The sequence below is a fragment of the Microvirga sp. genome, from assembly GCF_014699075.1.
In the GTDB taxonomy this organism is placed as follows: Bacteria; Pseudomonadota; Alphaproteobacteria; order Rhizobiales; family Beijerinckiaceae; genus Microvirga.
The window spans coordinates 1-21,578 of the sequence record NZ_JACXAB010000066.1 but is presented as its reverse complement, the minus strand read 5'-3'; the positions used below and the strand labels follow the sequence as shown (position 1 = coordinate 21,578).

Sequence of the window (21,578 nt, the reverse complement as noted above, 5' to 3'; positions counted from 1 at the left end):
CTCGGCATGGACAGCTACTTCTGCAAGCCGCAGGCCCCCTGGCAGAAGGGGTCGGTCGAGAACACCAATGGCCGGGTCCGGCGCTTCCTGTCACGGGACACCGACATTGCCGCTTTGCCTGAGGAGGCTCTGCTTGAGATCTGTGATCGGCTCAACGCGACCCCACGCAAATGCCTGGGCTATCGCACACCTAAAGAGGTTCTGATGAGCTCTCTGGATCCGAGGCTGCCGGGGCTGCGCAACCCTAACCAACTCCGCCCCGGCAGCCCCTGACCGACCCGAGACCGATGACGCGCCAACCGTCGCACTGCGGCTTGATTCCACAAGCTGGAGGCCTCTCCCCTCGGACGCTGCCACTCCGTCCGGAGCTTGTTTCGAGGAGTTTTTTGTTGCGGCGGCCGTCCAGTCAAAGGCGGCCGTCGCGTAGCATCAGCTGCGCAGCTCAATGTCCTAGGACGCGGCCTCCGGTTCTGCCGCTTCGTCCAGGGCCGTCCAGCTATGGGTGATCTCGGCCACCGCGCCGAGCATGATCGAGGCCGAGCAGTATTTTTCCTTGGACAGCTGGATAGCCCGCTCCACCTTCACCGGCGCCAGATCCATGCCCACGACCCGGTATTCCAGGTGAATTTTGGTGAAGACCTTGGGATCGGTCTCGGCACGTTCGGCAGTCACCTCGACTTGGCAATCCGAGACGTGCTCCCGGCCTTTCCTGAGGATCTGCACCACGTCGAAGGCCGTGCAGCCGCCGAGGCCGATCAGCAGCATTTCCATGGGCCGGATCCCCATATTGCGCCCGCCATATTCAGGCGCGCCATCCATCACCACGGCATGTCCGCTGCCGGATTCACCCACGAACATCATGCCATCAACCAGTTTGATCCGCGCTTTCATCGTGCTCTTCCTCGATCTTCTCAGAGAATTCCGCTCAGTTCATACACGGCTACTCCATGGACATGGCGCAAATCCAGCTAGCCGCGGGTTTTGTCCTCAGGGTATGAGACTGGCTGAGCGAGCAGGAATTAACCATGAAGCCTTCGACCGACATCACACGCCTCCTGGAGATCATGGCAGCCCTGCGCACGCCTGAAACAGGCTGTCCCTGGGATCTCGAGCAGGACTTCGCGTCGATCACGCCTTACACGATCGAGGAGGCCTACGAGGTCGTGGATGCCATTGAGCGCGGCGATCTGGCGGACCTGCGGGATGAGCTCGGCGACCTGCTGCTCCAGGTTGTTTTCCATGCTCGTATGGCCGAGGAGCAGGGTGTATTCGCCTTCGGCGATGTGGTCGAGGCGATCACGAAGAAGCTTATCCGGCGGCACCCCCACGTCTTCGGAAGCACCAGGGAGTTGTCGCCCGAGGAGGTGAAGCGCCTCTGGGATTCGATCAAGGCTGAGGAGAAGGCAGAACGGAAGGCAGAGCGCGCCAGGATGGGCTTGTCGCCAGAGGCCCATGAGGCCGGGTTTCTCGGTGGCATTCCGACAGCCCTGCCCGCCCTGACGCGAGCCCAGAAGCTCACCACTAAGGCCGCCAAAGTCGGCTTCGATTGGCCGGACGCTGCCCAGGTCATCGACAAGATTCACGAAGAGCTGGATGAGGTTAAGGATGCTTCTTCATCTGGAGACAGAGACAAGATCGAGGATGAGGTCGGCGATCTGCTCTTTTCCGTGACGAACCTCGCCCGTCATTTCGGCATCGATCCGGAGCGGGCTCTGCGGCGCACGAACGCCAAGTTCGAGCGCCGCTTCAGGGCCGTCGAACAGGCCCTCGGAGAGCAGGACCGAACCCTCGACGAGGCGTCGCTTGAGGAGATGGAACGGCACTGGGTTGCTGCGAAGATGGCCGAGCGCGAGCCCGGCGCGTCGTCATAGGACGCGGGCTTCGGGAAACCGGTTCAGGAACCGCGGTTCCTTGCCGGAGACGAGGCGCACCTGAAGCACGGTGTGCCCGTTCTCCTTTGTCTGACGGTCGAGAATCTCCGTGTTCTCATGGAGCCACGCGAGCCCCTGCCCGTCCTCGGCCGCAACGTCGACCTCATAGGTCAGACGACCCAATGCCAGGTGTTGCTCGATGGTGGCGAGCAGTTCGGGAATGCCATCTCCGGTGAGGGCCGAGATCAGGATCGGCCGCCTCTCCTCGCCGGTTCGCTGCGAGGCGGTGGCGAGCCGCTCCCGGTCATCTGCCGAGAGAAGGTCCGCCTTGTTCCAGACCTCGATGATGCGTCGGGTGTCATCCGGATCGATCCCGAGCTCTCGCAGCACCACGGCCACGTCCCCGGCCTGGGCCTCGGTCTCGCCATGGGACACGTCCCGGACATGCAGCAGCACATCGGCCTCGACGACGTCTTCCAAGGTGGCCCGGAAGGCTGCCACGAGCATGGTCGGCAGATCCGAGATGAAGCCGACCGTGTCGGACAGGATAGCCTTCTCTCCGTGGGGAAGGTCGATAGCCCGCGAGGTGGGATCGAGCGTTGCAAACAGCATGTTCTCGGCCAGAACATCGGCCTGGGTCATGCGGTTGAAGAGCGTTGATTTGCCGGCATTGGTGTAGCCGACGAGCGCGATGATCGGATACGGCACCCGTCGCCGGCTCGTCCGGTGCAGGGACCGGGTCTTCACGACGCCTTCGAGATCCCGCTCGATCCGGTTCATCCGTTCCTGGATCATCCGTCGGTCGGCCTCGATCTGCGTTTCGCCCGGACCGCCAAGGAAGCCGAAGCCACCCCGCTGACGTTCGAGGTGGGTCCAGGACCGCACCAGTCGGCCTTTCTGGTAGGAGAGATGCGCCAGTTCGACCTGCAGGGTGCCTTCCTTTGTCCGGGCACGCCGACCGAAGATTTCGAGGATCAGGCCGGTCCGGTCGATGACTTTGGCGCCCCAGGCCTTTTCCAGATTGCGCTGCTGCACGGGGCTCAGGGCGCAGTCCATCACCACAAGCCCGATCTCCTCCGCCAGGACCATTCCCGCGAGTTCGTCAACCTTGCCGCTCCCGATGAAGGTAGCAGGCCGGGGCGAAGACAGCGGAGCGATGAGCGAACGGACAATGGTCAGGTCGATGGCAAGGGACAGACCCGTGATCTCGTCGAGACGTGCTTCCGGAGGGCGAGGATTGGACCCCTCGCCTTCGGTGTCCATGGAAACGCGCCGCTTGCGCGTGAGATAGGGGCCGACAACGAGCGTCCTGGTTCCCGCCGCAACCTCTTTCTCAGGTTCGGCAAGCTGAGCGAGACGTTCTTCCCCCGGCGTCCGTGGTTCCGTCACCTCAAGCCTTCTCGCCAGCCTCGTCGATCTGATCGAACAACTGAACGGGCTGACCCGGCATGATGGTGGAAATGGCGTGTTTGTAAACCAGTTGGGAGTGACCATCCCTGCGCAGGAGGACGCAGAAATTGTCGAACCAAGTCACGACCCCCTGGAGCTTCACTCCGTTCACGAGAAAAATCGTCAGGGGTATTTTCTGCTTCCGGACATAGTTGAGGAAGGTGTCCTGAAGGTTCTGCGCGCGATCGCCCGCCATTGAAGTTGCCTCGCCAGCCCATCGCCGCCGGTCTTGGCTATGGGGCCGCCTGAATATGATTGTCCGCTTTCGTGCGGTCGGTGACCGGCCTTCCTATTACAGGGCGAACAGCCCCGTTCGGCAAGGGGGACGCAACGGTTCTACCCCCTCGGGGCGCATTTTCCCGTGGATTGGTAGGTTTTAGTTCCGGGCCGGACGACAATGCATGACCCTAGGGCACATCCATGGCGGGTTGTCAGCCGCCGATGCCCAGTGATTTCAGCTTGCGGTGCAGGGCCGAACGCTCCATGCCGATGAACTCCGCCGTCCTGGAAATATTGCCGCTGAAGCGGGCGATTTGCGCCAGGAGGTATTCCCGCTCGAAGATTTCACGGGCGTCGCGGAGCGGCAGGCTCATGAGCTTTTCGCCCCCTGCCCCGCCAGGCGTGCTCGGAACGAGCGCTCCGATCTCCGACGGCAGCATGTCGGCCGTGACCTCCGCGTCGGGTTCACCTGAGGTGAGGATCATCAGCCGCTCGACGTTGTTCCTCAGCTGCCGCACATTGCCGGGCCAATCATGCGACTGCAGCACCGCCATGGCGTCCTCGGCGATGCGCCGCTTCGGCAGGCCCGTGGTCGACGAGATCTGCTCCATGAAGAACTCGATGAGTTCCGGCACATCCTCCCGGCGCTCGGCCAGGGACGGCACCCGGATCGGAATGACACCCAAGCGGTGGAACAGATCCTCGCGGAACCGGCCGGCCGCGATCTCACCCGGCAGATCGCGGCTCGATGACGAGACGATGCGGACATCCACATGCACCCGGGTCGTTCCGCCGACGCGCTGGAAGTTCTGATCCACGAGAACGCGTAAGATACGGTTCTGCGTCTCCCGCGGCATGTCGGCAATCTCGTCGATGTAGAGAGTGCCGCCATGAGCCTCCTCGAGCGCGCCGACGCGACGTCCACCGCCAACGCCACCTTCCGTGCCGAAGAGCTCGGCCTCCATGGTGTCCGGCGTAATGGTCGCGGCCGACAGGACAACGAAGGGGCCGTTGGCGCGGGTGGAGAGGCCGTGGAGGGTCCTGGCCGTCAGTTCCTTGCCGGAACCGGGCGCACCGGTGATCAGGATGCGGGCGTTCGTCGGAGCCGCCCGCTCGACGGCCTGACGCAGCTGGTTGACCACGATGGACTTGCCGGCAATGCGGCTCGCCTGAACGGAACGGGAGCGCAGGTCGCGCACCTCGCGCTTCAACCGCGACGCCTCAAGGGCGCGCTCGGCGACGAGCACGAGCCGGTCCGCCTTGAACGGCTTCTCGATGAAGTCGTAAGCGCCGGCCTTGATCGCCGAGACGGCGGTCTCGATGTTGCCGTGGCCCGAGATCATCACCACGGGCAGGTCGGGATGCTGGCTCTTGATGATCTCGAGCACCTGGAGACCGTCGAGGCGGCTTCCCTGCAGCCAGATGTCAAGGAAGACGAGGTGGGGACGCCGCGTCTCGATAGCCGCCAAGGCGTCGTCGGACGTGCCTGCGGTGCGTGTGCGGTGGCCCTCATCCTCAAGGATGCCGGCCACGAGTTCGCGGATGTCGACTTCGTCGTCGACGACGAGAATATCAGCGCTCATAGGCTTGCCCTGCGAGAGTCGTTTCGGTTGGAAGCGGCCACTGGCTCTTCCGATGAAACCTGTTTCGTTTTCGGGATCCACATGCGGACCTGCCCACCCCGCCCGGCGGGATTGTCGGCGAGTTCCATGCCACCCCCATGGTCTTCCAAAATCTTTGCGACGATCGGCAGCCCCAGGCCGGTTCCACCCTCGCGGGTGGTCATGTAGGGCTCCAGAAGGCGCTGCCGCCCTTCGACCGGGAAGCCGTTGCCGTTGTCGGTCACGGCCAGGATCAGATAGTCCGGATGCGTGTCGTCCAGAAGGACGGAAATCTGCCCCTGCCCTCTCTCTGAATCCGGCACCGCCATGATGGCTTCCGTCGCATTCTTGACGATGTTGGTCACGGCCTGAGATACGAGCCGCCGGTCGAACGGCGCCACAAGGGATCCTTGCGGCACCTGATCGGCAAACTCGATCTCAGGATGGGCGATCTTCATCATGAAGACCACCTGCCGGATCGTCTCAGCCAGATCCTCGTTGCCGATGGTCGGCTTGGGCATGCGGGCGAAGGATGCGAACTCGTCCACCATCCGCTTGATGTCGTCGACCTGCCGCACGATGGTGTCCGTGCATTGGTCGAATACCTCCCGGTCGGTGGTGATCACCTTGCCGTATTTCCGGCGGATGCGCTCGGCCGAGAGCTGGATCGGTGTCAGAGGGTTCTTGATCTCGTGCGCGATCCGGCGCGCAACGTCCGCCCAGGCGGAGGTCCGCTGCGCCAGAACGAGATCCGTGATGTCGTCGAGGGTGATCACGAGGTCCCGTTTTTCGCTGCGAGTCTGCTCGCTGGTGACGCGGACGTTGATCGTGCGCTCCTTGCCCTTGCGCGCAATATGAATCTGCTGCTGCATGAGCCGCTGGCGCCCATGGCTCATCTCTTCCATCAGGGCCGTGACCTCCGGCAGAATCATGGTGATCGGCTTGCCGAGCAGTTCCTCCCGCGAGGCCCCGAGGAGGGCTTCGGTCGAAGGATTGACGATGGTGATCACCCCCCGGGCATTCACGCCGATCACGCCGGCCGAGACACCGGCGAGAACCGCTTCGGTGAAACGGCGCCGGCGATCCATGAGTTCGCTGGCCGTGGTGAGGCCGTCATGCTGGCGGCGCAGCTCCGAGGTCATCTTGTTGAAGGTCTCGCCCAGGTGGCCGAGATCCCCCTCACCCCGTTTGACGGGAACCTGGACGTAGAAATTGCCGGTGGCCACCTGATCCGTCGCATGGATGAGGCGCCGGATCGGCGCCACGAGGCGATTGGCAAAATTCAACCCGAACCACACTGCCGAGAGCAGAACGATCAACGCGATGAGCGTGAACATGGACGCGAAGGCGATCTGGATTCCCGCCTTCTTCTGGTCGAGCGCCTCGTAGAAAGCCACCCCGGTCTCGGCCACCTGGGGAAACTCGATGGCGCGCGGATCGACTTCGCGCGCGACGTAGAGAATGCGCCCGCCATGGGCATCGAGCTTCAGGGCTGATCGGAAGATGTTGCCAGTCCCTCGCGTGAACAGGCAGAGGGCTTCCTGAGAACTCGCCTCCTGCAGATCAGCCCTGGAGGGCTGTGGGATATTCTCGACTTTCTTCACCTCGATCCGCTCGACCACCGTGCCGTCCGTATCGACGATCATGGCAAGCGGGAAACCAAGGAAGACCGCGCGGGAGTTCATGAAATCCCGGAACAGGTTGCGGTCGGCGTCGAAGAGAACCTTAGCGCGGTTGAGGTCCGCCGCCATCAGCTGGGTCTCGCGCGCCAGCGTCCGGCACTGCAGCTCCCGGTAGGAGCGTGCAATGGACACCGTATTGTTCATGATGTCCTTGAGCGCTCCCGTGAACCAGGGGTCCAGGCCGCGCTCCAGCGTCACCGTCGCAACGCCGGCGACAAGAATGGCGGGCAGGACGGCCACCAGGCTGAAGAGACCGACGATTCGCACGTGCAGGCCCGCGGCCGCGGCCCCTGCCCTGCGCTCCCGCACCAGCTTCCGGGTCTGCCAGGCCACGATTCCGAGAAGGACGGCGATGAGAATACCGTTCAGCGTGAAAACCCACACGACGACATTGTGGGTCGGCAGGATGGGCGTGGCGCCGGCAAGGATCAGGAACGTGGCAAGCGCCGATGCCAGAGCCGACAGAACGGCTCCGTAACCCAGCCAGCCGAGGCCGGTCTGGGACGGCTCAGCCGCCTGACGCTGTGCAATGGTGTCCTGGTTGATCAAGACTGAAGCCCCGCGAGATCAGGTGCCCGGGAAATGGCACCCCGTCGTGGGGTGATGCACCAACACAACACTGTGGTCAAATTATTACAGCCCAGGCCGGTCAGCCCCTATTCGAGCGTACAACCATGAGATCGAGGTCACGCACCTTCTTGCGCAGCGTGTTGCGGTTGACGCCAAGAAGCTCCGCAGCCCTGATCTGATTGCCCCGGGTGGCCGCCAGCGCTGCCCCGATGAGAGGCCCTTCGATCTCGCGCAGGATCCGGTGATAGAGGCCGGGAGGCGGCAGGGAATCCCTAAAGCCGGAGAAGTATTCGTTCAGGTGCCGCTCCACGGCATCCGACAGGCCTTCCGATGCTTGCAGTACAGGCTGGCCGGGTTTTCCAGCGGGTTGCGGCGGCAGCAGCGGTTGTGAGTCGAGTTCCGCATCAACGATGGCTCCGGTAATCGTGTCCTGGGGGTAGAGGGCAGCCAAGCGGCGCACCAGATTCTCCAGTTCGCGGACGTTGCCCGGCCAGCGGTAGCGCTTCAGCCGGTCCATGGCCTCCACGTCGAGCTGTTTGCGGCCGAGCCCCTCCTTCTCCACCAGCACGAAGAAGTGCCGAACGAGGTCCGGGATATCCTCGACGCGTTCGCGAAGCGGAGGAAGCCGCAGCGGAACCACGTTCAGCCGGAAGTACAGGTCCTCGCGGAAAAGCCCCTGCTGGATCAGGACGCGCAAATCCTTGTTCGTGGCGGCCACGATGCGGACATTAGTCTTGATCGGCACGCGGCCGCCGACAGTGGTGTACTCGCCCTGCTGGAGGACGCGAAGAAGGCGGGTCTGCGCCTCCATCGGCATGTCGCCGATCTCGTCGAGGAAGAGCGTTCCCCCTTCGGCCTGCTCGAAGCGGCCCGTGCTGCGGGCGGTCGCACCGGTGAAGGCCCCCTTCTCATGGCCGAACAATTCGGACTCGATGAGCTCCCGCGGGATCGCCGCCATGTTGACGGCCACGAACGGACCCTGCCGACGCTTGCCGTAATCGTGGAGCGCCTTGGCAACCAGCTCCTTGCCCGTGCCGGATTCGCCCGTGATCATCACGGTGAGATCGGTAGGCATGAGGCGGGCCAGCGCCCGGTAGATCTCCTGCATCGCCTGCGAACGTCCGACGAGCGGGATGTCCTCGTTTTCCGGCGCCGGATGAGCACCGGTGGGCACGCTGCGCGGGCGTGAGAGCGCCCGTCCAACTACGGCCACCAGTTCCTTGAGGTCGAAAGGCTTGGGCAGATACTCGTAGGCGCCGCGCTCCGAGGCCTTGATCGCTGTCATGAACGTGTTCTGCGCGCTCATGACGATGATCGGCAGCTCTGGCCGAATCTTCTTGATGCGCGGCAGGAGATCGAAGGCGTTCTCGTCGGGCATCATCACGTCGGTGATGACGAGATCGCCTTCTCCCTGGGACACCCAGCGCCAGAGGGTAGCGGCATTGCTGGATGAGCGGACCTCATAGCCTGCCCGCGAGAGGGCTTGGTTCAGGACGGTCCGGATGGCCGCATCGTCATCGGCGAGAAGAATCTGTCCGCTCGGCATAGGTCAGCCTTATAAGTCGGCCCCGCGACCGTCGCCGGCGCGGTGCATGGGGAGAAGAATCCGGAAGGTGGTCCGCCGGGGCGCCGGCTCGCATTCGACGATGCCGCCATGGTCGCCCACGATCTTGGCGACGAGCGCGAGCCCAAGACCGCTGCCCTGGACCTTGGTGGTGACGAAAGGATCGAAGAGATCGCTCATCAGCTCGGGCGGGATGCCGGGGCCGTTATCCATGACACTCAGCTCGATCGGCAGGCTCACGCGTTCCTGAGAGCCGGGCACCTGAAGCCTGACGCCTGTACGGAATGCCGTCGATAGGATGATTTCACCGTCCGGTGTATCGATGCCGATGGCCTCGGCGGCGTTCTTGATGAGGTTCAGGATGACCTGGATCAGCTGGTCGCGGTTGCCGAGCACTGGTGGGAGCGACGGATCATAGTTCTCGGCGAAGCGGATGTGGCGGGCGAACCCCGACTGCGCCAAGCGCTTCACATGGTCGAGCACGCCGTGGATATTGACGGCGCCCCGCTCCATGGGCCGCTCCTCGCCGAACACCTCCATGCGCTCAACGAGCTTCACGATGCGGTCGGTCTCATCGCAGATGAGCCGCGTCAGCAACCGGTCGTCTTCATTTGCGGATTGCTCAAGCAGCTGGGCGGCGCCGCGGATGCCGGAGAGCGGGTTCTTGATCTCGTGGGCCAGCAAGGCGCCCAGTGCCGTGATGGACCGGGCGGCCCCGCGATGGGTGAGCTGACGGTTCATCTTGTCGGCGATCGTCCGCTCCTGGAGCATGACGATCACGTTGTCGCCGTCGTCACCAAGGGGACATGCCGAGACATCCACGATGCGCTCGGCGCCCAGACGCGGGCTGCCGATATCGACCCGGTGCTCGCTGACGCTGGAGCCCCGCTGGCGAACATCCTCGACCAGCGCCATGACCGGTGAGCCGAAAGGCAGCAGGTCGCTCAGCTTCTGGCGCTGCATCATGCGCAGGCTCATTTCGAAGAACGACTCGGCCGCCGAATTGGCATGGGCGATCCGATGCTCCGGCCCGACCGTGAGGACCGGGATCGGCAGGGCATTCATGATGAGGTCGTTGATGGGTAGAGCCGTCATGCAGCCTCTCGCTCTTGGTGAGTGTAGAGCGAGCGCAACAGCGCAATCACGGCCCTCGGCTCCTCCGATGTGACGAGCCCTGTGCGAACCCCGGGATTCACCTGGAAGCCTGAGGCTATGGCAACGTCCGCATAGGCTGCGAGGTGCTTGCGGGCATGGCGGATGCCGGTCCTTTCTCCGTAAAGCGAAAGCAACCCCTCGTAATGCTCGATGGCGATGGCGGTCATCTCATCCGGCGAGGGATCGGCAATGGTGCGCCCCTGCAGGGCGGCGCCGATTTGGCCGACGAGCCAGGGTCGTCCCACGGCCGAGCGCCCGATCATGACGGCGGCGGCTCCGGACGCAGCCAGGCAGCGCCGCGCCTCGTCCAGGGAACCGATATCGCCGTTGGCGATCACTGGAATGCTCACCGCCTCGACGACGGACGCGATGGCGTTCCAGTCAGCCTGTCCTTTGTAGAACTGCTGGCGGGTGCGGCCATGGACCGTCACCGCCTTAACACCCAGAGACTCAGCCCTGCGGGCAAGGTCCGGCGCATTGATGCTCCGGTGATCCCAGCCGAGCCGCATCTTGACCGTCACGGGAACGCTGGCCGCCTGCACCGTCGCCTCGATCAGGCGGGCCGCATGGTCCAGGTCGCGCATGAGTGCCGACCCGGCATAGCCACCGATGACGCGCTTGGCCGGGCAGCCCATGTTGATGTCGATGATGCGGGCTCCTGCCCCTTCGGCCACACGGGCCGCCTCCGCCATCCAGTGGGGCTCGCAACCAGCGAGCTGGACCACATGCGGCTCGATCCCAGCGCCCTCAGCGCGCAACTGAGCCTCCTCGGAACCCTTAACGAGTTCATCCGAGGCCACCATCTCGGACACGACGAGTCCAGCCTTCAGGCGCTTGGCGATACGCCGGAAAGCAACATCGGTCACACCGGACAGCGGAGCGAGGACGGCACTGTTCTCGACCGTTAGCGATCCAATGCTAAATCCTGCAACGCCTATTTTTTGATCAGATTCCATTGTGCTTATTTAATAGCCATATTGGTCCGGCGCGCAAGCTTTTCCCGCCGGCAGTTTGCCTTCGTCTGCCTTCGCTGTAAGGAGAACGCCTGTTGCGGAGAGTCTTCTCGAGATGTCAGTTGCCGCCCTCATCGTCGCTGCAGGACGTGGATCACGAGCGGGAGAAGGGATTCCGAAGCAGTATAGAGATCTAGACGGACAACCGGTCCTGACGCGGACCCTCACCCGCTTCCTCTCGCATCCTGAGATCGATCAGGTTCTCGTCGTGATCCACCCTGACGACCGGGATTTCTATGAGGCAAGCGTCGCGGCCTTTGCACCCCTGTCGCCGGCACTTCTGCCATGCGTCTACGGCGGCGATACGCGTCAGGATTCCGTAAGAAACGGCCTTGAGGCCCTGGCTGCTTCGGCCCCAGACATCGTCCTCGTCCATGATGCGGCCCGCCCCTTTGCGTGTCCGGAACTCATCGAGAGGGCGATCCAGGCTGCCGAACGGTGGGACGCCGCCGTTCCCGGAACAGCCGTGACCGATACGATCAAGATGATCGGCAGCCAGTCGGAGGTGGTCTCGACGCCTGACAGGGCCAACCTCAGGGCCGTGCAGACACCGCAAGCGTTTCAATTTGCCCTGCTACTCGACGCCCACCGAAAGGCGGCCGCCGCCGGGCTCCACACATTTACCGACGACGGCGCCCTTGCGGAGTGGGCCGGGCTGCCGGTTCATGTATTCGAGGGCGAGAGCAGCAACATCAAGCTTACCCACCCGGCTGATTTTTTGGAGGCCAGGCGGCGACTGGAAGGCACAACGATGACTTACATCACCAGGCTCGGCACCGGATTCGACGTTCATGCCTTTGGCGACGGAGACCATGTCTGGCTGGGTGGCGTCAAAGTCTCCCATGATCGCGGCGTGATCGCCCATTCGGACGGGGATGTGATCCTGCACGCCCTGACGGACGCCATTCTGGGCGCACTGGCCGACGGCGATATCGGCACGCACTTCCCGCCAAGTGAGCCGCAATGGCGCGGCGCCTCCTCGGACCGGTTCCTGGCCCATGCAGTCGGCCTAGTGCGGGAGCGCGGCGGCATCGTCGATCACCTCGACACCACCCTCCTGTGCGAGAAGCCGCGGCTCGGGCCGCATCGGGAGGCGATGCGCCAGCGCATCGCTGAGATCGCCGGACTTCGGGTCGATCAGGTTTCGCTCAAGGCGACCACCACCGAGAAGCTCGGCTTCACGGGGCGCAGTGAAGGTATCGCCGCCCAGGCCGCCGCAACCATTCGCCTGCCGGAGGTGAACCCATGACACCGGACCTGATTGGCCGCGCCGCGGCGCTTCTCGATGCTTATCGCCAGAGGGGGCTGAAGATCGCCACGGCCGAATCCTGCACCGGGGGGCTGGTCACCGCCCTGCTGACCGAGATTTCCGGCTCTTCGGCCGTGGTGGAACGCGGCTTCGTCACCTATTCGAACGAGGCGAAGACCGAATTGATCAGCGTGCCCGCCGACCTGATCGTCACCCATGGAGCCGTGAGCGAACCTGTAGCTCGGGCCATGGCCGAGGGAGCGCTCGCTCATTCGCGAGCCGATGTGGCGGTGGCGATCACCGGTGTTGCGGGTCCGACCGGGGGAACGGCGACGAAGCCTGTCGGCCTCGTCCATTTCGGTCTAGCTCGCAAAGGGGCTCCGACGGCCCACCTGGAGCACCGCTATGGCGACCTAGGGCGGGAGAATGTGCGGCGCCGAGCGGTGGAGGATGCCCTGTCGCTCCTGGAGCAGGCTATCGGCTGATCAGGCGCGGGCCCGGGATGGCACGCCATAGATTTCGTCCGCCCGCTCCTCAAACGCCTCGGTGAACTTACGGAAGGCCTTGTCGAACACGCTGCCCATGAGGAGCCCGAGGGCGAAGCTCTTGAACTCGTAGTTGATGTAGAACTCGACATCACAGCCGCCGGGCACCTCGCGGAAGGTCCAGCGGTTCTCCAGATACTTGAACGGCCCATCCACGTACTCGACCGTGATCTTCCGGCGGGGATCGTCCAGGGTCACGCGTGTGGTGAAGCTCTCATTGATGGCCTTGTAGCCTACCGACATGGTGGCCACGAGGGTTTCGATCCCCTCACCGCTCTGAACCCGTCTCATGACCCTCAAGCTCTCGCACAGGGGCAGGAACTCCGGATAGCGCTCCACATCGGCCACGAGAGCGAACATCTGATCAGGCGTATGCTTCACGGGCCGGGTGGTGCGGAAGGTCGGCATGGTTCAGGCGGCCTCTCTGAAGGTTGCAAATTCGGCTTCCAGGGCCGGGATGTCGGATCGGGAGCGCAGAACGTAAACGCGCTGGTCGGAGCGCAGGCGCTCCAGCATGCGGGCGGTCTTCGGTCGCATCTTGTCTGGATACGACCATATCCAGCGCAGGAAGGACCAATCGAAGCGCTCCGGTCCGGCGGAGCCCAGGTCGGGGCGCGTTCTCCCGTAGTGTCTGGCCACCCGCCAGAGCACGCTCAGCACGCATTGCCAGCGCGGTAGATCGAGCCAGACAATGGCTGTGGCGCGGGGCACGCGGATATCGAAAGTGCTGGCGTAGTTCCCATCCATCACCCAGGCCGGTCGTGCGGCAAGGGCTTTCACGTGCTCGCGCCATTCAGGCTTGGTCGGCGCGGTCCACCCGGGGCCGAAATATTCCCGGTCGAGATGGATCAAAGGCAGGCCAAGGCACTCGCCAAGGCGGCTCCCCAGGGTGCTCTTGCCCGCGCCCGGGCTGCCGATGACCAGAATGCGCTGCATGCCTCGTCCGGTTGTTCAGCCGAGCTTCGTGAGACGAGCCGCCTTCAGCTTGGCAAAATCCTCGCCTGCGTGATGCGAGGAACGCGTCAGCGGGGTTGAGGAGACCAGGAGAAAACCCTTGGCATAGGCCGTGGTTTCATAGGCCTTGAATTCATCCGGCGTGACGAAGCGGATGACCTGATGGTGCTTTTTCGTCGGCTGGAGGTACTGGCCAATGGTCATGAAATCCACATCCGCCGAACGCAGATCGTCCATGAGCTGGAGCACCTCGTTCCGCTCCTCGCCGAGACCGACCATGATGCCGGACTTGGTGAAGATGGTCGGGTCCAGTTCCTTGACCTGCTGCAGCAGGCGGATGGAGTGGAAATAGCGGGCGCCGGGACGAACCTTCAGATATTTCGACGGCACCGTCTCGAGGTTGTGGTTGAACACGTCGGGCTTGGCCGCGACGACGATCTCCAGAGCGCCCGGCTTCCTCAGGAAGTCGGGGGTAAGAATCTCGATGGTGGTCTTCGGCGAGCGGGCCCGGATGGCATGGATCACGTCGGCGAAGTGCTGCGCGCCGCCGTCAGTGAGGTCGTCTCGGTCTACGGAAGTGATGACCACGTGCTCGAGGCCGAGCTTCTCCACTGCCTTGGCGACGCTTTCCGGCTCATTGGGATCGAGCGCCTGCGGCAGGCCGGTCTTCACGTTGCAGAATGCGCAGGCCCGGGTGCAGGTGTCCCCCATGATCATGAAGGTCGCGTGCTTCTTCTCCCAGCATTCGCCGATATTGGGGCAGCCGGCCTCCTCGCAGACCGTCACGAGCTTGTTCTCGCGCACGATGCGGTTGGTCTCGGCCCATTTGGGCGAGCCCGGCGCCTTCACGCGGATCCATTCGGGTTTGCGCTGCTGAACCGGCTGGTCCGGCCGGTGGGCCTTTTCCGGGTGGCGAGGGCGCTGATCCTTGTTCAGAAGGTCGAGAACGACAGCCATGAAGCTAAACCTTTGGGGCGAAGGGATCCCGCCCTTCCTGACGTGTGCCTGATTTAAGGCTTTCGAGGCTCAACCGCAAATGCTCAGATCGCGGGGCAGGCTTTCCTTCCCGGTCTTTTGGCCATTTCCCCCTCTGTCAGGACGTCAAGAAGAGCATCGCAACCGGTTCCTTCTGACTTTCTGCATGAACCGAAGTCTCCCATACCCGTTACTAGCCTATTCATTCCAAGGTGTTGGGACAAAGACTTATGAACCGGACGTCGGAGCGGAACGGGTTCGTGGCGGTTCCGCCCGCTGAACAGGTCCTGGATGCCCTGGCTGGCCCGGTGGCCGTGCTTGACGAGTCAGGCACCATCATTGCCGTCAACCAGGCATGGCGCGATTTCGGCCGGACCAACAGCGGCAAGGACGTTCGGCATGTGGGAACGAACTATCTCGACATCTGCGATCGCGCCATCGGGGTAGAAGCGGCCTGTGCGAAAGCCGCCGCTACGGGCATCCGATCCGTGCTGGCGGGTCAACCAGCCTTTTCTCTCGAGTATCCATGCCATTCCCCCACGCAAAAACAATGGTTCCAGCTTCGCGCCTCCCGGCTTGACCATGACGGCTACGCCTATGCCGTCGTGGCTCATCACGACATCACCAACCGCATTCTGGTTGAGCAGGAGCGGCAGGCTCTCCTGGCGAAGGCCCATCGATACCATGAACAGCTCAAGGCCCTGGCGGCAGTATCCACACGGATAGCTGCGCTGGATGCTCCCGAGACGATCTTTCATGAGATCACGGAGCAGGCGCGGCTCATCATCGGGGCCCATTGGGCCACCACCCACACGCTTCCCTATGCCTTATGGCCGAGCGACCCTGTCATTGTCTCGGTTTCGGAGAAATACCGCAGCCATCCTGTATCCGCCCTCACCCAGAGCGGTGCCGGCATATACTCCCATGTCATCCAGCGGGGTTGCCCGCTTCGACTGAGCGAAGCAGAACTCAGCTCCCATCCGGAACTGCAGGATACCCACTTCGCGGAAGCCATCTCCTTGGCGCTGCCAGGCGTGCTGGCCGTTCCGGTGACCGGTCCCCAAGGCGGCACGCTGGGCGTGCTCATGCTGCTGGACAAGCAGAATGGCGAATTCACCGCGGACGATGAAGCGATTCTCATCCAGCTCGCCCAGATCGCATCGGTCTCCGTCGAGAACGCCGTTCAGACGAGAGCCGAACGGGAAAGCCGTGAAAGGCTCTGGGCGACCCATGAGCATGCCGGCGTCGGCATCGCCGAAACCAACGCAGCCGGTCAATTTCTGACCATCAACAGGGGCCTTTCCGCCATCACCGGGTACTCCCGCGGCGAGCTTCTGAACCTGAGCATCTTCGATCTCATTCACCCCGACGATTCCGAGGCCGAGCGTGCGCTCTACGAACGGCAGGTCGCAGGCGAGCTGCGGACGTATTCAAGGGAGAAGCGCTCGATCCGAAAGGATGGCTCAAGTGTCTGGCTGAACGTGTCGTCGACGGCCGTCTTCGATGAGCAGGGGCGCTTTCAGTACAGCGTGCGGGTCATCCAGGATATCGATGAGAGAAAGCGGTTCGAGCAGCGCCAGGCATTGCTGGTGCGGGAACTCCATCACCGCGTGCGCAACACCCTTGCCGTCGTCCAGGCCCTGGCGAGCGCGACAGCCCGCACGACGACCAGCATCCGGGATTTCAACCGCTCCTTCTCATCGCGGATTGCCGCACTTGCCAAGACGCAGACCCTTCTGACGGAGGATTACTGGCAGACAGCCCCTTTGCGGGAAATGCTGCAATGTGAGCTGCAGCCTTTCTGGGGGAAGAAGCATGAGCGCTTCAGGTTGGAAGGACCGGAAGTGAATCTCTCGGCGGATCTCGCCATTCCCTTGAGCATGGCGATTCACGAGCTGACGGCGAATGCGACGCGGTATGGGGCGCTGTCTGTGCGCAAAGGATGCGTCTCCGTCAGTTGGGAGCTTGTGATGGCAGAGGGCAAGAGGGAGATCCACCTCAAATGGGTTGAGCAGAATGGCCCATCGGTCGGGAAACCGGAGCACAGCGGCTTCGGGACATTCCTGCTGGAGCGCGTTCTGCCGGCCCAGTGCCACGCAAGAGTGAATCTGAGTTTTGATCCGGCGGGTCTCCAGTACGAGATCCATATGCCCCTGATCACGCACCGCACCGTGCCCGAGTATTGACCCTGAGCGGCTAGCTCCGCGCGAAATCCTGGACCAGTTCAGCATAAAGCTCCATCGGTGGGAATTTCTCGAAGCTGTGGGCCGCGGGCGTCTTGGCCCAGGGCAGCGCCTCGCTGGTATAGGTCTCGATGAAGGGCGCGAAGTCGCTTGCATCATCGAACATAGTCGCGCGAACATTCACGAACGCGTCGAGGCCCTCCGGCCGCGTGAACAGCCAGCTCATGCAATGCGGGCAGAAGAAGTGGCGCGTAGCGCCGTGAAGGCCACCGATCACCGGCTCACCCTGAAGCACCTCGAAACTGTCGCTGGGGTAGAGAGCGCTCAAGGAGAAGGCACTGGCCGTCATGCGTTGGCAGCCGGTGCAGTGGCAGGCCATGGTGATGATGGGGCGGCCATTGGCACGGAACCTCACATGCCCACACCGACACCCGCCTTCGCGTCCGCTGCCCTGATCCGCCATGGCTTCCTCCCTATGCTAGGAGGTTAAGCCTGCCGCTTAGCCAGCGCTCATGTCAATGCGATGAGTTTGGCTCAAAAGTTCATGGCCGGGACGAGCCTGGCCATGATTGCTGCAGTGGTTTTTGTATGGGGCGATCTGCGCCTCAACGCCGTCAGATGTGGATCACGCGTCCATACGCATCCATAACGCTCTCATGCATGGTCTCGGACAATGTCGGATGCGGGAAGACGGCGTGGATCAGATCCTCTTCCGTGGTCTCCAGGTTCATGGCGATCACGTAGCCCTGAATCAGCTCAGTGACTTCCGCGCCGATCATGTGCGCGCCGAGCAGCTGCCCGGTCTTCTTGTCGAAGATCGTCTTCACGAGGCCTTCAGGCTCGCCGAGCGCAATCGCCTTGCCGTTGCCGATGAAGGGGAAGCGGCCGACGCGGATGTCGAAGCCCTGTTCCTTGGCCTTGGCCTCGGTGAGGCCGACCGAGGCCACCTGCGGGTTGCAATAGGTGCAGCCCGGGATTTTGGCCTTGTCCATGGCATGGGTATGCATGCCCTTGATGGTCTCGACGCAGATCACGCCCTCGTGCTCGGCCTTGTGCGCCAGCATGGGCGGGCCCGCCACGTCGCCGATGGCATAGATGCCGGGTACGTTGGTGCGCCCCAGGCCATCGGTAACGACGATGCCGCGCTCGATCTTCACGCCGACCTTCTCAAGGCCGAGATTCTCGATGTTGCCGACGACGCCAACGGCGGAGATCATCCGCTCGGCGGTAATGGTCTGCGTAGTCTTGCCGTCATCGATGGTGGCCGTGATGGAGTTCGCGCCCTTCTCCACCTTCGTAACTTTGGCGCCGGTGAGGATCTTCATCCCCTGCTTCTCGAAGCGCTTGCGGGCGAGGCCGGCGATCTCCGCATCCTCGACGGGCAGGATCTGCGGCATCACCTCGACCACCGTCACCTCCACGCCCATGGTGCGGTAGAATGAGGCGAACTCGATGCCGATGGCGCCCGAGCCCATGACGATGAGGGATTTGGGCATGGCGGGCGGCACCATGGCCTCGAAATAGGTCCAGATCAGCTTGCCGTCCGGCTCGATGCCCGGCAGCGCCCGCGGACGCGCGCCGGTCGCCACGATGATGTGCTTGGCAGCGTAGGTGCCCGGCTCCAGAACGCCCTTCGGCACCGGGTTCTGCGGCTGCATGGCAGGCTTCTTCGGCGCCGTCACCACGACCTCGCCGGGCTTGGAGATGGCGGCCTCACCCCAGATCACGTCGACCTTGTTCTTCTTGAGCAGCATGCCGACGCCGCCGTTGAGACGGCCCGAGACGCCGCGCGAGCGCTGCACGATGGCGGCGGCGTCGAACCCGATGCCCTGCGCTGACAGGCCGTAATCCTTGGCGTGCTCCATGTAATGGTAGATCTCGGCCGAACGGAGCAGCGCCTTGGTCGGGATGCAGCCCCAGTTGAGGCAGATGCCGCCCAGATGCTCGCGCTCCACGACCGCGGTCTTGAACCCGAGCTGCGCCGCGCGGATCGCCGCCACATAGCCCCCCGGCCCGCCGCCGATGACGATGATGTCGTATTGATTTGCCATGGTTACCTCTGCGTTTCCCCTCCCCCTTGCGGGGAGGGGCTAGGGGTGGGGGTCGCGCGGACAAGCACCGCATGAATAGTGTCGAGCACGGAATTCATGTTCTGCATGACTTCACTGTTGGTGAAGCGCAGGACATGGAAGCCTTGGCCAATGAGATAGGCTGTGCGTCGGCCATCATAGACGATAGCCTGATCGGTTGCGTGCTGCCCACCATCGACTTCGATGACAAGCCGCGCACCGAGACAGCAGAAATCGGCAATGTACGAGCCAATGGGGACTTGGCGCCTGAAATGGGTATCGTTTAACAGAAGACGATTCCGCAGGTGCCACCATAAGCGCTTCTCAGGTTCTGTGAGCGTGCGCCGCAAACTCCCAGCATTCGACTTCGCTCTTGGCGATGTCGATTTAGCAGGTGGCTGATTCCACGACATTGCAGATTTTGTCAGCGCGAGCATGCGTCACGACCCCCACCCCTGCCCCTCCCCGCAAGGGGGAGGGAGAAGGGTGAGCCTGGTCTCAAACCAGCATCCCCATCGGGCTCTCGATGAGTTGCTTGAAGGCTGCCAGCAGTTCCGCCCCGAGTGCGCCGTCCACCACGCGGTGGTCGCAGGAGAGCGTCACGGTCATGGCCTGGATAACGGCGGGAGCGCCGTTCTTCACCACCACGCGGCTCTCGCCGGCACCGACCGCCAGGATCGTGCCCTGGGGCGGATTGATAACGGCCTGGAAGTTCTTGATGCCGAACATGCCGAGGTTTGATACGGCCGTGGAGCCGCCCTGGTATTCCTCCGGCTTCAAACGTCGGTTGCGGGCGCGGCCTGCCATGTCCTTCACCTCAGCCGAGATGGCGGTGAGCGTCTTCTGTTCGGCCTTGCGCACAACCGGCGTGAAGAGACCACCCTCGATGGCCACCGCAACGCCCACATCGGAATGCTTCATCTTCAGGATGCGATCTTCGGCCCAAACCGCGTTGGCGGCGGGCACGCGCTGGAGCGCGATGGCGAGCGCCTTGATGACGAAGTCGTTCACCGAGAGCTTGTAGGCAGGCTTGCCGTCCTTGTCCTTCCCTGCGGCCGCGTTGATCTGCTCGCGTAGCGCCATGAGCGCGTCGAGCTCGCAATCGAGCGACAGGTAGAAGTGCGGAACCGTCTGCTTGGACTCGACGAGGCGCTTGGCGATGGTCTTGCGCATGCCATCGAGGGGCACTTCCTCATAGGTGCCGGCCTCGAACATGGCCTTGACCTGCTCGGCGCCCATGCTCTGAGCCAGCTGGGGGGCAGCAGGTTTGGCCGCCGGAGCTGGTGTTGGTGCAGCGGCAACCGGGGCGGCTGCAGGTTTCGTGCCGCCACCCTGGAGCGCTGCGCGCACATCCTTCTCGACCACACGGCCATGAGGGCCGGAACCCTGGATCGACGCGATGTCGACACCGGCCTCGCGAGCAATGCGCTTGGCGAGCGGCGAGGCGAAGACACGGCTGCCGGATGCCTGCGGCTGCCCTGCCCCATTGGGCTTCGCGGCCGTTGCAGGCCCCTCGGGAGCCTGATCGACGCGGGCATAGGACATGTGGGCGTTGGGATCGCCCTGAATGGTGTTGGCCTGCGGCTGGGGCGCGGCTGCGGGAGCAGCCGGAGCCGGGGCGGCTTCAGCCTTCGGGGCTGGCGCCGGAGCACCGCCGCCGGAAGCCGGAGCCGTGACGCTCTTCGGATCCTCGCCCTCGGCGGCAATCAAGGCGATGAGCTCGTTGACGGGGACGTCGGCGGTTCCTTCCGGCACCACGATCTTGGCGAGGATGCCTTCATCCACCGCCTCCACTTCCATGGTGGCCTTGTCGGTCTCGATCTCGGCGATGACATCGCCGGACTTCACCGTGTCGCCTTCCTTCTTCAGCCACTTGGCAAGGTTGCCCTTTTCCATGGTGGGAGACAGGGCGGGCATCAGGATATTGATGGGCATGGCGTTTTAGATCCTGACCTGATCTGAGATTCAGTTGATAGCCTGCGTCGAACCGGAATCGCTCGGATCGTCCAGCTCGGCCTGAATGCCGGCAGCGATCTCGGCCAGAGCCTCCTCCTCGGAGAACTCCGTTTCCATGGCATAGACGCGCGCGGCGTGACGGGCGAGATCCACCAGGAGCACGCCCCAGGTGAACGGATCGTCGAAGGCGCGGCGAAGCGCGATGCTCACCTCGCCATCGACCACCGAAGCCCTCAGGATCTCGATGCCGCCCTTTTCGAGGACGTCAGGCGGAACGTTGAGGGCTTCGAATTTCCGTTCTGTCATGAGGTCACCTGTAGCAAACGGCCTTCGCCGCCTGCACCACCTCGGCCACGTTCGGCAGCGCGAGCTTCTCGAGGTTGGCCGCATACGGCATCGGAACGTCCTTGCCGGTGATGCGGATCACGGGCGCGTCGAGATAATCAAACGCGTTCTCCATGATGCGCGCGACGATCTCGGCGCCCACGCCCGATTGCGGGAAGCCCTCCTCCACCGTGATGCA

Annotated in this window: 22 protein-coding genes; 5 read left to right on the top strand and 17 right to left on the bottom strand. The window is 63.4% G+C overall.

What is annotated here, in order from left to right; all coding sequences use genetic code 11:
• Nucleotides 1–273, top strand: a 273-nt coding sequence (locus IC232_RS29155) for an IS30 family transposase (RefSeq protein ID WP_190848448.1), incomplete at its 5' end; no start/stop codon positions are given.
• 177 nt (nt 274–450) lie between these two features.
• On the opposite strand, the gene IC232_RS29150 is transcribed toward IC232_RS29155, so the two are convergent.
• Entirely contained in the window at nt 451–891 is a 441-nt protein-coding gene (locus tag IC232_RS29150) for an OsmC family protein (protein WP_190848447.1), read from the bottom strand.
• A gap of 134 nt (nt 892–1,025) precedes the next feature.
• Between IC232_RS29150 and mazG the strand changes: the two genes are divergently transcribed.
• The gene (gene mazG, locus IC232_RS29145) at nt 1,026–1,871 is read left to right on the top strand and encodes a nucleoside triphosphate pyrophosphohydrolase (protein WP_190848446.1); all 846 of its coding nucleotides are present in this window, start codon (nt 1,026–1,028) and stop codon (nt 1,869–1,871) included.
• Here the strand turns inward: mazG and hflX are convergent.
• From hflX to dusB, 7 genes are all read right to left on the bottom strand, one after another.
• Nucleotides 1,866–3,260, bottom strand: a complete 1,395-nt coding sequence (hflX, locus tag IC232_RS29140; protein ID WP_190848445.1) for a GTPase HflX — start codon at nt 3,258–3,260, stop codon at nt 1,866–1,868. The two genes, mazG and hflX, sit on opposite strands and share 6 nt — an antisense overlap.
• Nucleotide 3,261: 1 nt before the next feature.
• Nucleotides 3,262–3,516, bottom strand: coding sequence for an RNA chaperone Hfq (hfq, locus tag IC232_RS29135; protein WP_009491222.1), 255 nt, complete (start codon nt 3,514–3,516; stop codon nt 3,262–3,264).
• Between the two features lie 235 nt (nt 3,517–3,751).
• Nucleotides 3,752–5,122: a sigma-54-dependent transcriptional regulator gene (locus tag IC232_RS29130; protein ID WP_190848444.1), complete on the bottom strand. Its 1,371-nt coding sequence runs from the start codon at nt 5,120–5,122 to the stop codon at nt 3,752–3,754.
• Nucleotides 5,119–7,371 carry a sensor histidine kinase NtrY-like gene (locus IC232_RS29125; protein WP_190848443.1) on the bottom strand — a complete coding sequence of 751 codons (2,253 nt, stop codon included), beginning with the start codon at nt 7,369–7,371 and terminating at the stop codon, nt 5,119–5,121. The genes IC232_RS29130 and IC232_RS29125 overlap by 4 nt, the downstream gene beginning before the upstream one ends.
• A 100-nt stretch (nt 7,372–7,471) precedes the next feature.
• On the bottom strand, nt 7,472–8,938 hold the full coding sequence (gene ntrC, locus IC232_RS29120; RefSeq protein WP_190848442.1) for a nitrogen regulation protein NR(I): 1,467 nt from the start codon (nt 8,936–8,938) through the stop codon (nt 7,472–7,474).
• Nucleotides 8,939–8,947: 9 nt separating this feature from the next.
• On the bottom strand, nt 8,948–10,051 hold the full coding sequence (locus IC232_RS29115) for a two-component system sensor histidine kinase NtrB (RefSeq protein ID WP_190848441.1): 1,104 nt from the start codon (nt 10,049–10,051) through the stop codon (nt 8,948–8,950).
• Nucleotides 10,048–11,067, bottom strand: coding sequence for a tRNA dihydrouridine synthase DusB (dusB, locus tag IC232_RS29110; RefSeq protein WP_190848440.1), 1,020 nt, complete (start codon nt 11,065–11,067; stop codon nt 10,048–10,050). Before dusB ends, IC232_RS29115 begins: the two co-directional genes overlap by 4 nt.
• Nucleotides 11,068–11,179: 112 nt before the next feature.
• Here dusB and IC232_RS29105 point away from each other — a divergent pair, with 112 nt between their 5' ends.
• Nucleotides 11,180–12,373: a bifunctional 2-C-methyl-D-erythritol 4-phosphate cytidylyltransferase/2-C-methyl-D-erythritol 2,4-cyclodiphosphate synthase gene (locus IC232_RS29105; protein WP_190848439.1), complete on the top strand. Its 1,194-nt coding sequence runs from the start codon at nt 11,180–11,182 to the stop codon at nt 12,371–12,373.
• Entirely contained in the window at nt 12,370–12,858 is a 489-nt protein-coding gene (locus tag IC232_RS29100; RefSeq protein ID WP_190848438.1) for a CinA family protein, read from the top strand. The genes IC232_RS29105 and IC232_RS29100 overlap by 4 nt, the downstream gene beginning before the upstream one ends.
• Here IC232_RS29100 and IC232_RS29095 read toward each other — a convergent pair whose 3' ends face one another.
• The 3 genes from IC232_RS29095 to lipA are packed head-to-tail and all read right to left on the bottom strand — an operon-like array spanning nt 12,859 to nt 14,829.
• Entirely contained in the window at nt 12,859–13,326 is a 468-nt protein-coding gene (locus tag IC232_RS29095; RefSeq protein WP_190848437.1) for a type II toxin-antitoxin system RatA family toxin, read from the bottom strand.
• Between the two features lie 3 nt (nt 13,327–13,329).
• On the bottom strand, nt 13,330–13,854 hold the full coding sequence (locus IC232_RS29090) for an AAA family ATPase (RefSeq protein ID WP_190848436.1): 525 nt from the start codon (nt 13,852–13,854) through the stop codon (nt 13,330–13,332).
• Nucleotides 13,855–13,869: 15 nt separating this feature from the next.
• Nucleotides 13,870–14,829 (bottom strand): lipoyl synthase, encoded by a 960-nt coding sequence (gene lipA, locus IC232_RS29085; RefSeq protein ID WP_190848435.1) that lies wholly within the window; start codon nt 14,827–14,829, stop codon nt 13,870–13,872.
• A gap of 248 nt (nt 14,830–15,077) precedes the next feature.
• Here lipA and IC232_RS29080 point away from each other — a divergent pair, with 248 nt between their 5' ends.
• Complete coding sequence (locus IC232_RS29080; protein ID WP_190848434.1) at nt 15,078–17,033, top strand: PAS domain S-box protein; 1,956 nt, start codon at nt 15,078–15,080, stop codon at nt 17,031–17,033.
• Between the two features lie 10 nt (nt 17,034–17,043).
• Here the strand turns inward: IC232_RS29080 and IC232_RS29075 are convergent, their stop codons facing one another.
• The 6 genes from IC232_RS29075 to IC232_RS29050 all read right to left on the bottom strand — a co-directional run.
• The gene (locus tag IC232_RS29075) at nt 17,044–17,493 is read right to left on the bottom strand and encodes a GFA family protein (RefSeq protein ID WP_190848433.1); all 450 of its coding nucleotides are present in this window, start codon (nt 17,491–17,493) and stop codon (nt 17,044–17,046) included.
• Between the two features lie 151 nt (nt 17,494–17,644).
• A complete protein-coding gene (gene lpdA, locus IC232_RS29070; RefSeq protein WP_190848432.1) occupies nt 17,645–19,081 on the bottom strand; it encodes a dihydrolipoyl dehydrogenase in 1,437 nt (478 codons plus the stop codon).
• Nucleotides 19,082–19,083: 2 nt separating this feature from the next.
• The gene (locus tag IC232_RS29065; protein WP_190848449.1) at nt 19,084–19,512 is read right to left on the bottom strand and encodes an endonuclease domain-containing protein; all 429 of its coding nucleotides are present in this window, start codon (nt 19,510–19,512) and stop codon (nt 19,084–19,086) included.
• A gap of 85 nt (nt 19,513–19,597) precedes the next feature.
• A complete protein-coding gene (locus IC232_RS29060) occupies nt 19,598–21,034 on the bottom strand; it encodes a pyruvate dehydrogenase complex dihydrolipoamide acetyltransferase (RefSeq protein ID WP_190848431.1) in 1,437 nt (478 codons plus the stop codon).
• A 30-nt stretch (nt 21,035–21,064) separates the two neighbouring features.
• The gene (locus IC232_RS29055) at nt 21,065–21,361 is read right to left on the bottom strand and encodes a DUF5076 domain-containing protein (RefSeq protein ID WP_190848430.1); all 297 of its coding nucleotides are present in this window, start codon (nt 21,359–21,361) and stop codon (nt 21,065–21,067) included.
• Nucleotides 21,362–21,365: 4 nt separating this feature from the next.
• A partial coding sequence (locus tag IC232_RS29050; RefSeq protein WP_281413446.1) for a transketolase C-terminal domain-containing protein occupies nt 21,366–21,578 on the bottom strand: 213 nt, incomplete at its 5' end.